This window comes from Arthrobacter sp. Soil_N43 (assembly GCF_057655195.1).
On the sequence record NZ_JBDGML010000045.1, the window covers coordinates 1 to 12,469 of the forward strand.

Sequence of the window (12,469 nt, forward strand, 5' to 3'; positions counted from 1 at the left end):
AGGACGGACGACGCCGTCTGGTCCGTGACCTGCTTTGTCACCCGCCCCGGCTTCCGGCGCCGCGGCGTCAGCCGGGCGCTGGCCCGCGCCGCCGTCGAATTCGCCCGCGAGCGCGGCGCCCGGGCCATTGAGGGCTACCCGATCGTTACGCAGCCCGGCCAGGATTATTCCTGGGGCGAGCTCTACGTCGGCAGCGGCGGCATTTTCGCCGATGCCGGGTTCTCGGAGGTCAGCCGGCCCTCGCCCCGGCGCGCCGTGATGCGGATCGACTTCGCCTAGCCCCGGGGTCTTTTCGCGGCCTGCCGAGTGGCGCCGCTTTTTGCGCAGCGTTTTGCGCAGCGAATAGTAAGCATGCTTTGCTTACCGGGTAAGCATTACTCCCGCAAGCAGTTCGCGGCGGGGCCCGCCAAAACCGGCAGTCCCGTGAAAAGCCCAAAGGAATGAACATGATTACCCTGAACGAACGCCCGGACGAAACGAAGAAGACTACGCGGGCGAGCTGGGCCGGCGCTGCCGCCGGCCTTGGTGATGAGACGCTGTCGGCCCTTGATACCGGGCTGATGGCCACCTTCAGCTCCCGCGTGCACTGCCGCAGGCCCATGGAGCTGGTGGACCCGCGTGAGGTTTCCCCGCGCCAGCCCCTGCAGGTGGACGGGCTTTCCTTGGCCCAGCAAGCACCGGCGGAGCAGCCGGTCACCTATCGCTGCCAGTGCGGCTTCACGATGGATGAGGCCGCCGTCCGCGACTACGCCATCGCCAGCTGACACTTGCGCAACCTGCCGGTGACGGCAGCAGCGGTCACACGTAGCTCGGAACCTCCAGGCTCCGGAACTCCGAACCCTGGAAAATGAGCGGATCGCCGCTGTTGTTCCGTACGGAGGTCCCGTGGACACGGAGCAGGACAACCGTGTGATCGCCTGCCGGGACTTCGCTCTCCACTGAGCAGTCCAGCCAGAGCCCGGCGTCGTTCAGGAAAACGGCTCCGGGCTTTGTGGCGGTGAGCTCCACGCCGGCAAAACGGTCCGCAGACTTCGACGCAATCTGCCGGCACACGCCGCTTTGCGAGGCAGCGAGGACCGAGACCCCGATCCGGCCGCCGGCCCGGACCAGCGGCCAGGTCCTGGACACGTTCTGCACGGCAAACATCGCCAGCGGCGGATCCAGCGAGACACCCACGGTGAAGGTGGATGCAACAAGTCCCTGCGGCGCCCCGTCCACGAGCGTGCACAGCGCCGCCACGCCTGACGGGACGTGCCCGAAGGCTTCCCGCAGGGCGGCCGGATCCAGGTCACGGTCCAGCACGCCGGTCACCGGCTCACGGTTCAGATATAGCTCACGGTTCAGATACAAGGAGTTCTCTTCTCGTCGGGTCTGATAAGTCTGTATTTTGCGCAAACGCGGTCTCCGCATACGCGTTCTCCGGCCGGGCCAGGCCATAGTGCTCACGCAGCGTCGTCCCGGAGTAGCTGCGGCGGAAGAGGCCCCGGGCGCGCAGGATGGGGACAACGTGGTCCACGAATGCGTCCAGTCCGGACGGAAGCACGGGCGGCATGATGTTGAAGCCGTCCGCTGCTCCTTTCTCGAACCAGCCCTGGATCGCATCGGCAACCTGTTCGGGCGTGCCTGAGAACGTCCGGTGTCCGCGGCCACCGCCGAGCCGTCCGATGAGCTGGCGCACGGTAAGGCGTTCCCGCCGGGCAAGGTCCACGATCAGCGTGTACCTGCTCTTGGCCCCCTCGATGGCGTCCTCCGAGGGGAGGTCCTCCGGCAGCTGTGCGTCCAGCGGGAGGGATTCCGGGGAGACCCTCAGGACGCTTGCCAGCTGCTTCCGTGCGTGCTCGGGGTGGATGAGCTCGTCGAGCCGCTGTTCCAGGCGGCGGGCTTCCTGCTCCGTGGATCCGATGATGGGGACGATGCCCGGCAAGACCTTGATGGTCTCGGGATCCCGTCCGACGGCGGCAGTCTTCTTTTTCAGGTCAGCGTAGAACCGCTGGGCTTCCGGGAGGGTCTGCTGCGCGGTGAAGACGGCGTCGGCGTACCGGGCTGCGAAGTCCTTGCCGTCCTCCGAGGAGCCGGCCTGAACGATGAGCGGATGGCCCTGCGGCGGGCGGGGCACGTCCAGGGGTCCCTGGATCCGGAAGTAGCGGCCGGCGTGGTTCACTGTGTGGACGCGGAAACTGTCTGCCCAGAGCCCGGCGGCCTTGTCTCCGACGGGGGCGCCGTCCTCCCAGCTGTCCCAGAGCTTCCGCGCCACGTCCAGGAATTCGGCGGCCCGCTCATAGCGCCGCCAGTGCGCCGGCTGGTCCTCCAGCGAGAAGTTCCGCGCCGCGGCTTCACCGGCGGTGGTCACCACGTTCCAGCCGGCCCGCCCGCCGCTGATGTGGTCCAGCGAGGCGAAGCGCCGGGCGAGGTTGTAGGGATCGTTGTATGTGGTGGACGCCGTGGCGATCAGCCCGATCCGCTCCGTGACGGCGGCGATGGCACTCAGCAGCAGCGTCGGTTCGAGCGTGCCGTACGGGCGCTGGCGCACGTCGCCGTGCAGCACGGGCGAGTCGGCGAAGAAGATCGAATCGAACGTTCCCCGTTCGGCCGTCCGCGCCAGCTGCTGGAAGTGCGCCAGCTGCGTGCCCGCAAAACTGTCAGTCTCGGGCAGCCGCCACGATGCCTCGTGGTGTCCCGTGGACATGAGGAAGGCGTTCAGGTGCAGCCGGCGTCCGCCGTCGGCTGCTTCGCGCTTGGATGCAGTCATTGCTTGGTTCCTTAGTGTGTGGGGTGGGCGCCGCTAGGCGGCTTGCGATCCGACGGCGGTGCGCCAGCGGGAAAAATGGCGTTCGACGGCGACGAGCAGGTAGTTCACCAGGAGGCCGAGCAGCGAAACAGTCAGGATTCCCGCATACATGTCCGGGATGAGGAAACTCATTTGCGAGTTCACGATCAGGTATCCAAGGCCCGCCTTGGCTCCGACCATCTCGGCCGCGATGAGGACGAGGATGGACGATGTTCCGGCCATCCGGATTCCGGTGAAGATGGTGGGCACCGCTGATGGCAGGATGACCTTCTGGAAGAGCTGGAAATTGGACAGCCCCAGCGAGCGGGCAGCCCGGACGAGCAGCGGGTCCACCGTCCGGACGCCCGCGATCGTGTTCAGCAGCACGGGGAAGAACGCCGCGTAGGCCACGATGCTGATCTTCGAGGTTTCCCCGATGCCGAGCAGCAGCGTGAAGACCGGGAGCAGCGCCAGGGCGGCGGTGTTCCGGAAGACTTCGAGGAGCGGATTCAGGAAGCTGTCGAGGGACCGGTACCAGGCAACCAGCAGGCCCAGGGCCACGGCGGCCACCACGGCGATGCCAAAGCCGCTGGCCGAGCGGCTCAGGCTCGCCGCCAGGTGGCTCTGCAGCTGGCCCTTTTCGACGAGTGATGCCAGGGCTTCGAGCACCACATGCAGTGGCGGGAGGAACACCCGGGTGGAGGCGGGTGCCAGGTAGGTGGGGCCGAGTTCCCACAGCAGCAGGAACAGGATGATGGCGCCGGAACCCCAGATGCCGCGCCCCGCGAGCCGGGCGCCGGAACGAAGCCGTGCGGCACCGGCCTTGGGCGTCCGGGCAACCGGCTCGTTCCCTTGATCGGCAGCGGCGGTGGCGGGCGGGGCCGCGGTCTCGGTCAGGGTCTGCTGGTTTTTGGTCAGGGTCGGGGTGCTCATCATGCTGCCTTTCCGGTGGAGAGGACCGGTGCTTCGTCAGGGGCCGAACCGTCCGGCTGGATCTTCGCGTGGCCGGCCTGCTGTGCGCGCCGGACCTCGTCGTGCAGGAGCGACCAGACCTGGTGCCGGTGCTCGACGAACGCCGCGTTGGAGCGGACGTCCTCGTCCCCGGAGCGGTCGCCAAGGTCGATATCCACAATCTGTTTGAGCCGGCCCGGCCGGGAGCTGAGAACGGCGACGCGCTGCCCCAGGTAGACGGCTTCGTCAATGCCGTGGGTGATGAAGATGATGGTCTTGCCCGTGGTGGCCCAGATGCGCAGCAGTTCCTCCTGGAGTTGCTCGCGTGTCTGGGCGTCCAGCGCCGCAAAGGGCTCGTCCATGAGCAGGACGTCCGGCTCATAGGCCAGGCTGCGGGCAATCGCCACCCGCTGCTTCATTCCGCCGGACAGCTCATGGGGGTACCGGTCCTCAAAACCGCCCAGGCCCACGAGCTCCAGGTACTCGCTGGCTTTGCGGGCGCGTTCCCTCCGGCTGAGGCGCTTCCCGTCGCTGCCCGGGCCTTCGAGGCCGAAGGAGACATTCGCGGCGGCGGTGCGCCAGGGGAAGAGCGCATACTGCTGGAAAACGACGGCGCGGTCCCGGCCCGGTCCGGTGACCTCCCTGCCGTCCACGAGGACCCTGCCGGTGTCCGGTTTGGTCAGCCCGGCAAGGAGGTCGAGGAGCGTGGTTTTGCCTGAGCCGCTCGGGCCAACGAGGGTGATGAATTCCCCGGCGGAAACGTCCAGGGAAATACCGTCCAGGGCCGTCAGGACGGACCCTTCGGGATTCTCCTTCGTTGGCCTGACGGTGAATTTCTTGGTGATGTTCTGCAGGCTGATTTTCGGTGTGGGGCCGGTACCGGAGGTCATGGCTGGGTTCCCTTCAGCAGGTCGTCTGGTTCGTCGTATTGCCGGTGGTTGGCTCGTGTCCCCCATCAGAGCAGAGTTGAATCCGGGCCTGAAGGGCCCGGTTCACGGGGGGAAACCGGACGTAATGCGCCGGGCCCGGGCGGGCCCCTGCCGTGCGGCCGCCGGCCGGTCATACGGCGCAACAGGCCGTAAGAGGCGGTTCACATGGCGACGTGTCCAATGCTGGAGAAGGCGATTCCTGCCGTGTGCCGTGCCATTGGGTCGCGGGCGTTAATGAACGCTACGGCGTGTGACGGCAAACGTCACAAGGCATCCCGGCAAGGTGCTGGGCAGGAAAATCCGCGCCGGCCTTCCGATTGTTACGCCGGGCCCTGGCCGAAAACCAGTCCGCGCTTAGGTGCGGGCGATGCGCGAGAAGGCACCGTCCGTCGAAGGCGTCTCGCGGTAAGCGTCGAGGGAGGCGCCGCGCATCGTCAGCCTCCTTGGCGCGGCCACCCGCACACCGTGTGCGGGCGCATTTCCGACCAGCCGGTCCACGAGCATGCCCACGGCCACTTCGGAAATCGACTCCGCCCCCGCGGCAGATGCTGCGGGGTCCGCGACACCGGGAACCAGGACGTCAAAGCCGGCGGGCTGCATGACCGACGAAATGATCACCTGCGCGACCCCGCGCCGGGCGAGTTCGCTGACGGTTTCGTCGTCCGCGGCATGGGGCGGCAGGGCACCCACAATGATTCCGTCCGCGCCGCCGGAAAGCATGAACTGCCGCCAGGCGCTGCCCAGGATGATGACTGCCTGGTAGCCGTGCTTCGGAAGGATGGCCGCAGCCGCCGCGGCCAGCGCCCGGTCTGGCGGCCATTCCAGGTCTCCGATGGCAATGGCCACCCGGTCTGTCCGGCCCAGGCGCATCCCGCGGGCCGCCTGGTTCGGCACGTAGCCGAGCTCGGCTGCGGCAGCAAGCACACGGTCGTGGGTGGCTTTGCTGATCCTTGTCGTGCCGCCGTGCCGTCCGGACAGCACATAGGACACCGTGGTCAGCGAAACCCTGGCCCTGACGGCAACATCACGAATAGTCGGGTTTGATCCGTTTTTCATTGCTCAGTCGCCATTGCGTGGGTGGCCTGTGATGGTTCGGGCAGGAAGATGCCCGCGGCGGCAGGTATGTGGCTGTAGTACCAGGGTGTCCGGGCGGCCATGACTTCCTCCAAGCCTGCACATCTAGCTGTCCGTCGAACAGAGTCCATGGTGCGCCGGCGGGGTTCTGAAAACCTTGGGGAAGCCGCCAAATGCGCGGGCCGGCCCACCCGAATTGGTGGTGTGCCACCTTGGGCTCGACGAGGCGCTGCGGGCAGCTAAGGGGTCGCGGAAGTGCACACGGCGCCCCTGCACAGCGGAAAGACTGTCCGACCACGGCACGTCTGCCGAAACCTCAACGACGATCGTTTCCACAAGCGGCAGCCGTACCGACCCCTTGTCTCTGCTGAACTGTTCACCATAGCTTCACCAGAGGTCTTGGTCCGGGTGGCATTCTTCAAACTATGGATATGCAGGACGAAACACCTCGCGCTATGGACGACTCGCAGGTCTGGGAAACGCTACACGCAGCCCACACCGCCTATATGGCAGCAACCTCGCCTGCATACGACGAGGTGCTCACCGAAGTCGCTGATCGAATTCAGGCGAGCGCCAGCATCGGCAAGGCCGATATGGGGGCCTTGCTTTTCTGGAAACGGCTCCGTGCGGATACGCCGTGGGTCCGAGACCTGATGAAAATGCAGGATCTGGAAGTGCGGGCGGTGACGGAGGGGGCTGTGTCTGCCGTGAACGACCTCTCGCTCTCCGTACCCAAAGCGGCTTCTGCCGGTCGGGGCGCGCTGTCGCCCTTGCCTGGCTTCGAAAAGGGAGACGCCTTCGCGTCAGCTCTTCTGCTGGCAGCAGCACCTCTGCGGATGGCAGTGTACGATCGGCGCGCCAACGCCGGGCTGGAGTCTTTGGGTCGTACGCTCTCCGCGGCGCCCGGCAGGTACAAGCGCTACATGGAGTTCGTGGAAGATCTGCGGTTGATCGCGAAGCGACAGGGGCACACCTGGACTGCCAGAGATGTCGACGTCGCGCTCTACTGGCTCGGCGGCCCGAATCGGCTGCCAACATAAGGCGGGCCGTGGGGACGCGCCCGGGATGGGGCGGGCCGCTGCGGGGCTGCTGACTCCCTGCCGCCAAAGCCCGGGCCGTCCGTTTGTAGACACTCCACAAAATCACGTCGTCATGGGGAAACTAGCGTCTGCTGTGAGGCATATCCGCAGCCAGCCAGCGCAAAGGACCATCAATGACGATTCAGGCAGCACTCCCTGCACATTACGAAATCCTCGAAACCGCCCGCAGACAGGTCCTCGAGGAGGGCCGGGGCCTGACGCAGGACCAGCTGGAAGACGTCCTGCGCCTACCGGATGAAGCCATCCCCGCGGCGCTGCAGCTCGCCCACGAGGTCCGGCTGCGCCACTGCGGCGAGGACGTCGAGGTGGAAGGCATCATCTCCATCAAGACCGGCGGCTGTCCCGAGGACTGCCACTTCTGCAGCCAGTCCGGGCTCTTCGACTCCCCCGTCCGCGGGGTCTGGCTCGACATCCCCGAACTGGTCAAGGCTGCGAAGGAAACGGCCGCCACCGGTGCCACGGAGTTCTGCATCGTCGCAGCGGTCCGCGGCCCCGACATCAAGCTCATGAACCAGATCAAGTTCGCGATCGACCGCATCAACGAAGCCGTGGACATCAACATCGCCTGCTCCCTGGGCATGCTCACCCAGCGCCAGGTCGACCAGCTGGCAGAGTGGGGCGTCCACCGCTACAACCACAACCTGGAAACGGCGCGCAGCTACTTCCCGGAGGTGGTGACCACCCACACCTACGAGGAACGCCTCGAGACCTGCAACATGGTCAAGGCCGCAGGCATGGAGCTGTGCTGCGGCGCGCTGATCGGCATGGGCGAATCCCTGGAACAGCGGGCGGAACTCGCGGCCCAGCTCGCCGCACTCGAGCCGCACGAGGTTCCGCTGAACTTCCTGAACCCGCGGCCCGGGACCCCGCTCGAAAACCAGGGCATCATGGACGGCAAGGACGCCCTCCGCGCCATCGCCGCCTTCCGGCTCGCCATGCCGCGCACCGTCCTGCGCTACGCCGGCGGCCGGGAACTGACCCTCGGCGACCTCGGCACCCGCGAAGGCCTCCTCGGCGGCATCAACGCGGTCATCGTGGGCAACTACCTCACCACCCTGGGACGCCCCGCCACGGCCGACCTCAACCTGCTGGTCGAGCTGAACATGCCCATCAAGGAACTCCAGAAGTCGCTGTGAACGGGGTTTCGACAAGCTCAACCACCGGGGTCTCGACAAGCTCACCGGCCGCTGAGTTTTGCGGGCACTGCGGCGGGCCGTCCGACGGCGGCGCCGGCCCGACGTCGGACGCTCACCGCCGCTGCGCCGAGCGCCTCGCAATGGAGCCGCCGCGCTACTGCGCCGCCTGCCGGCGGCGCATGAAGGTCCAGATCACGCCGCTGGGCTGGACGGCGGAATGTTCCCGCCACGGAGTGCTTGCCCCATGAAGGGCGAGGCGCCGATGGGGCTGATCCAACGCGACCGCGCGCGGCTGTGGCACCCGTACGCACCCGCTTCCGCGGACCTTCCGCTGTGGGAGGTGGAGGCGGCCGACGGCGTGCGGCTGCGGCTCCGCGGGGACGACGGCAGGCGGCATGACGTGGTAGATGCGATGTCCTCGTGGTGGTCGGTGATCCACGGCTACCGCCACCCCGTGCTGGACGCCGCCGCGAAGCGCCAACTGGACAGCTTCAGCCACGTGATGTTCGGCGGCCTCACCCACGGCCCGGCCGTGGAACTCGCCGAGCGCCTGGTGGACATGGCGCCCTCCGCGCACGGCCGGTCCCGCCTGGAGCGGGTGTTCCTGGCAGACTCCGGTTCGGTTTCGGTCGAAGTTGCCCTGAAGCTTGCAGTGCAGTTCCAGACCGCGTCCGGGCACCCGCAGAGGCAGCGGTTCCTGAGCATTCGCGGCGGCTACCACGGCGACACCTTTGCGGCGATGGGCGTCTGCGATCCCGTGGACGGCATGCACTCCGCCTTCCCGGGGCTGCTGGCCGGCAACGTGTTTGCCCCCCGCCCCCCGGCCGCTGCTTCCGCGACCCCCGAAACGGTGCAGGCGTGGGCAGCTGAGCTCCGGGACATCACCGCGGCGCATTCCGGTGAGCTGGCCGCGATCATCCTCGAACCGCTCCTCCAAGGCGCCGGCGGCATGCACGCCTACCCCGCCGAATGCCTGGCAGCGCTCCGGGTGGAGGCGGACCGGCACGGACTGCTGCTCATTTTCGATGAGATTGCCACCGGTTTTGGACGCACGGGCGAGCTGTTCGCTGCCGATCATGCCGGCGTCGTGCCGGACATCATGTGCGTGGGCAAGGCCCTGACCGGCGGGTACCTGACCCTCGCCGCCATGCTCTGCACCGCGGACATAGCCACGGCCGTGTCCGGCGGCCAGGCCGGGGCGCTGCTGCACGGCCCCACGTTCATGGGCAACCCGCTGGCGTGTGCGGTGGCCAACGCAAGCCTCGGCATCATCAACGGCGGCGGCTGGCGTGCCGACGTCGGCCGGATCGCTGCCGGCCTGGAATCTGGGCTCGCCCCTGCCCGGGAACTCGAGGCTGTCCGTGATGTCCGCACCATCGGCGCCGTCGGGGTCATTGAGCTGCACGACGCCGTCGACGTCACGGCGGTCACTGCCGCTGCCATCCGGCACGGTGTCTGGGTGCGCCCCTTCCGGAACCTCGTCTACGCCATGCCCCCTTATATCAGCACTGCGGCGGACGTTGAACAGATCACGGGAGGCATGACGGCGGCCGTCGCCGAAGTCCATGAACGCGTCCCGGCACGGACGGGCGTCCCAACAAGTGTGGGAGGGGCGGCATGAGCGCCTCGATGACCCAGTGGCTCCAACGGCAGGCCGCAGTCCGGGACCGCCGGGGCCTGGTCCGCCGCCCGCTCCCCCGCGCCGCCGATGAACAGTTCATCGATCTGGCCAGCAACGACTACCTTGGCCTGTCCGCAGACCCGCGGCTCGCGGACGCTGCCTCGGCGGCGGCGTCGCGGTGGGGCACTGGCGCCACATCCTCGCGGCTGGTGGCCGGAACCACCCGGCTGCACCTGGACCTCGAGCAGGAGCTCGCCAGCCTGGCCGGCATGGAGACGGCGCTGGTGTTCTCCTCCGGGTACCTGGCAAATATCGGTGTAATTACCGCGCTCGGCGGGCCCGGGACGCTGATCGTCGCAGATGAACAGTGCCATGCCTCGATGATCGACGGATTCCGGCTCAGCCGCTCACGTATGGAATCGTTCACGCACAACGGCATCGAGGAAGTAGGCCAGTTATTGGCCCACCGGACGGAGCCGCGGGCGCTCATCGCCGTCGAATCCCTGTACAGCGTGCTGGGCGACGAAGCCCCGCTCGCGGACCTGCTGGCCCTGGCCGAGCAGCATGACGCGGTGCTGCTCGTGGACGAGGCGCACAGCCTCGGCGTCACCGGCACCGGTGACTTCCAGGGGCGCGGTTCGGTGGCCGGGACAGCCTTGGCCGGGCATCCGAACGTGATCGTGACAGCGACGCTGTCCAAGGCCCTGGGCGGCCAGGGCGGAGCGGTCCTGGGAGCCCCTCTCCTGCGGGAACACCTCATCAACCGGGCACGGAGCTTCATCTTCGACACCGGGCTGGCGCCCGCCTCCGCCGCAGCAGCCCTCGCCGCGGTTCGGATCGTCCGGGACGAGCCGTGGCGGGCCGGATCAGTCCGCAGCAACGCTGCGGCGCTTGCCGCGGGACTCGCCCCGGGTCTGGCAGCCCGCGGTACCGCCGTCTTCCCGACGGCGGGCGCCGTCCAGTCCATCGCCATGCCGTCCGCCGAATCTGCCGTGGCAGCGGCCGAAGCCGCCCGCGCGGCCGGTGTCCGGATCGGCTGCTTCCGTCCGCCGTCCGTTCCGGACGGGGTCTCGCGCCTGCGGCTGACGGCCCGGGCCACACTGACACCTCGGGAAATCGAAGACAGCTGCGCGGTGCTGCGCAGCATTTTGGAGGAACTTCCATGAACCTGCCCAGCATCATGCTGGTGACCGGAACGGACACCGGCGTCGGAAAGACCATGACGACGGCGGCCCTCGCCGCCGTCCTCCAGGGAACGGGGCGCAGCGTCGCGGTTTACAAACCGTGTCAGTCGGGCGCCGCTGACGGCGATTCCGACGCTGCCGAAATCGTCCGGCTCGCCGGCGCCATGACGGCGCAAACCGGAGTCGTCCTGCAGGAGCCGCTGGCCCCGGTCGCGGCTGCCGCCGTCGACGGAATGCTGCTCCCCCGCGTGGCCGCGCACGCTGAGAAGGTCCGCGGACTCGCCACATGCCACGACCACGTCCTGGTTGAGGGCGCGGGCGGCCTGCTGGTGAAGCTGGACGGCGACGGCGGCACCCTGGCGGACCTCGGGGTACTGCTTGCTGCGCCCTTCGTGGTCGTCGCCCGGCCTGCTCTTGGCACGTTGAACCACACCGACCTGACCCTCGAAGCGCTGGAGTCCAGGGGCCTTCAGGTCTTTGGCGTCGTGCTCGGCAGCTGGCCCGTCAACCCGGATTTTGTACACATCAGCAACCGGCAGGTGCTTGGATCGCTGCGCGCGCCTTTCCTCGGCGCCATTCCCGAGCAGGCAGCGGCGCTCTCCCCGGCCACGTTCCGTGCCGCAGCAGGCACATGGCTGAACGGGCTGCCCGCATGAACCGGGCGTTCCCCGCCGCAGCATCTGCGGAGCTGCTGGCTGAAATCCCGGAAGCGCCGGAAGGCACCGGCCAGGCCCGGTGCCCGTACCTGATGGTGCGTGACCCGGAGGTGGTCCGGGAAGCCCTGCACCGGCCGTCCGACTTCAGCCCCGCGAATGCCCTGGTTGCCGTCACGCCTCTTGCGGGGCCGGCCCTGAGGGTGCTGCAGCGCGTGGGGTTCGCGTTGCCGCCGGTGCTGGCCAGCAACGACACAGACACGCATGCCGGAATCCGGAAAGTCGTGGCGGGCTATTTCACCCCGGCGAAGGTCGCCGCCATGGAGCCGCGCATCCGGGAACTCGTGCGGGAAGCGGCAGGAAACGCGGCTGATCAGCTCGCCCGTTCCGGCAACGTGGACCTCGTCCAGGCGGTGGCGGCGTTCCCGCCGGCCGTCATCATGCTCGAACTCCTCGGGTTGCCCGTCCGGGACCTGGCAGCCCTCAAGACGTGGGGCCTTGATTCGATGGAGCTGTTCTGGGGCTGGCCCGGCGAGGACCGGCAACTTGAACTGGCCCGCAGCGCAGCCGACTTCTATGTCTGGCTGCGCCAACTCGTCGCCGAATCCGTGGCCGCACCCGGTCGCAACCTGTTCAAGTCGCTGTCCGCCCACGGCCTGTCCACGCCGGAAATGTGCTCGCTTGGCTACTTCCTGCTGATCGCCGGCCAGGAAACCACCACACAGCTGATCAGCACCACCCTGTTCCGGCTCCTGCAGGGATCCGCGCCCCAGGACTGGAAGGACGCGGCCTCCGAGGAAGGCTCCAGGTCCGTCGTCAGGCACGTGCTCACCACCGAATCATCTGTCCCCACGTGGCGCCGTGTGGCCGCGCAGGACACCCTGCTTGGCGGTGATCCGATTCCTGCCGGCACCGAGATCCTCCTCGAACTGAGCGGGAACCACATCACGGCGCCGGCCGGTCCCGAAACCTCCTCCTTGTCCGGGCAGCCCCTCCGGGACAGGCCGTCCCCGTACGGACTGGTTTTCGGATCTGGCATCCACCGGTGCCTCGG

Annotated in this window: 14 protein-coding genes; 9 read left to right on the forward strand and 5 right to left on the reverse strand. The window is 67.9% G+C overall.

The window, feature by feature from the left end; genetic code table 11:
* Together AC3A3W_RS03165 and AC3A3W_RS03170 are read left to right on the forward strand one after the other, a co-directional pair.
* The coding region (locus AC3A3W_RS03165) for a GNAT family N-acetyltransferase (RefSeq protein WP_487440431.1) at positions 1-279 on the forward strand (279 nt) is incomplete at its 5' end.
* A 167-nt stretch (positions 280-446) separates the two neighbouring features.
* Positions 447-764: a hypothetical protein gene (locus tag AC3A3W_RS03170; RefSeq protein ID WP_487440432.1), complete on the forward strand. Its 318-nt coding sequence runs from the start codon at positions 447-449 to the stop codon at positions 762-764.
* 34 nt (positions 765-798) lie between these two features.
* Here the strand turns inward: AC3A3W_RS03170 and AC3A3W_RS03175 are convergent, their stop codons facing one another.
* The 5 genes from AC3A3W_RS03175 to AC3A3W_RS03195 form a co-directional block, all read right to left on the reverse strand.
* Positions 799-1,350: a flavin reductase family protein gene (locus tag AC3A3W_RS03175; protein ID WP_487440433.1), complete on the reverse strand. Its 552-nt coding sequence runs from the start codon at positions 1,348-1,350 to the stop codon at positions 799-801.
* Entirely contained in the window at positions 1,334-2,749 is a 1,416-nt protein-coding gene (locus AC3A3W_RS03180) for an LLM class flavin-dependent oxidoreductase (RefSeq protein ID WP_487440434.1), read from the reverse strand. Before AC3A3W_RS03180 ends, AC3A3W_RS03175 begins: the two co-directional genes overlap by 17 nt.
* Before the next feature lie 33 nt (positions 2,750-2,782).
* Entirely contained in the window at positions 2,783-3,700 is a 918-nt protein-coding gene (locus tag AC3A3W_RS03185) for an ABC transporter permease (protein WP_487440435.1), read from the reverse strand.
* Positions 3,700-4,608, reverse strand: coding sequence for an ABC transporter ATP-binding protein (locus tag AC3A3W_RS03190; RefSeq protein WP_487440436.1), 909 nt, complete (start codon positions 4,606-4,608; stop codon positions 3,700-3,702). The genes AC3A3W_RS03185 and AC3A3W_RS03190 overlap by 1 nt, the downstream gene beginning before the upstream one ends.
* Before the next feature lie 393 nt (positions 4,609-5,001).
* Positions 5,002-5,703, reverse strand: coding sequence for a LacI family DNA-binding transcriptional regulator (locus tag AC3A3W_RS03195; RefSeq protein WP_487440437.1), 702 nt, complete (start codon positions 5,701-5,703; stop codon positions 5,002-5,004).
* 443 nt (positions 5,704-6,146) lie between these two features.
* Here AC3A3W_RS03195 and AC3A3W_RS03200 point away from each other — a divergent pair, with 443 nt between their 5' ends.
* From AC3A3W_RS03200 to AC3A3W_RS03230, 7 genes are all read left to right on the forward strand, one after another.
* Entirely contained in the window at positions 6,147-6,761 is a 615-nt protein-coding gene (locus AC3A3W_RS03200) for a hypothetical protein (protein WP_487440438.1), read from the forward strand.
* A 173-nt stretch (positions 6,762-6,934) separates the two neighbouring features.
* Positions 6,935-7,957: a biotin synthase BioB gene (gene bioB / locus AC3A3W_RS03205; RefSeq protein ID WP_487440439.1), complete on the forward strand. Its 1,023-nt coding sequence runs from the start codon at positions 6,935-6,937 to the stop codon at positions 7,955-7,957.
* Positions 7,954-8,205 carry a biotin synthase auxiliary protein BsaP gene (bsaP, locus tag AC3A3W_RS03210; protein ID WP_487440440.1) on the forward strand — a complete coding sequence of 84 codons (252 nt, stop codon included), beginning with the start codon at positions 7,954-7,956 and terminating at the stop codon, positions 8,203-8,205. The genes bioB and bsaP overlap by 4 nt, the downstream gene beginning before the upstream one ends.
* On the forward strand, positions 8,202-9,578 hold the full coding sequence (locus AC3A3W_RS03215) for an adenosylmethionine--8-amino-7-oxononanoate transaminase (RefSeq protein ID WP_487440441.1): 1,377 nt from the start codon (positions 8,202-8,204) through the stop codon (positions 9,576-9,578). The genes bsaP and AC3A3W_RS03215 overlap by 4 nt, the downstream gene beginning before the upstream one ends.
* Before the next feature lie 8 nt (positions 9,579-9,586).
* Positions 9,587-10,744, forward strand: a complete 1,158-nt coding sequence (locus AC3A3W_RS03220) for an 8-amino-7-oxononanoate synthase (RefSeq protein WP_487440444.1) — start codon at positions 9,587-9,589, stop codon at positions 10,742-10,744.
* Positions 10,741-11,418, forward strand: coding sequence for a dethiobiotin synthase (gene bioD, locus AC3A3W_RS03225; RefSeq protein ID WP_487440442.1), 678 nt, complete (start codon positions 10,741-10,743; stop codon positions 11,416-11,418). The genes AC3A3W_RS03220 and bioD overlap by 4 nt, the downstream gene beginning before the upstream one ends.
* Positions 11,394-12,469: cytochrome P450 (locus AC3A3W_RS03230; RefSeq protein WP_487440443.1), on the forward strand; the 1,076-nt coding region annotated here is incomplete at its 3' end. The genes bioD and AC3A3W_RS03230, both read left to right, overlap by 25 nt.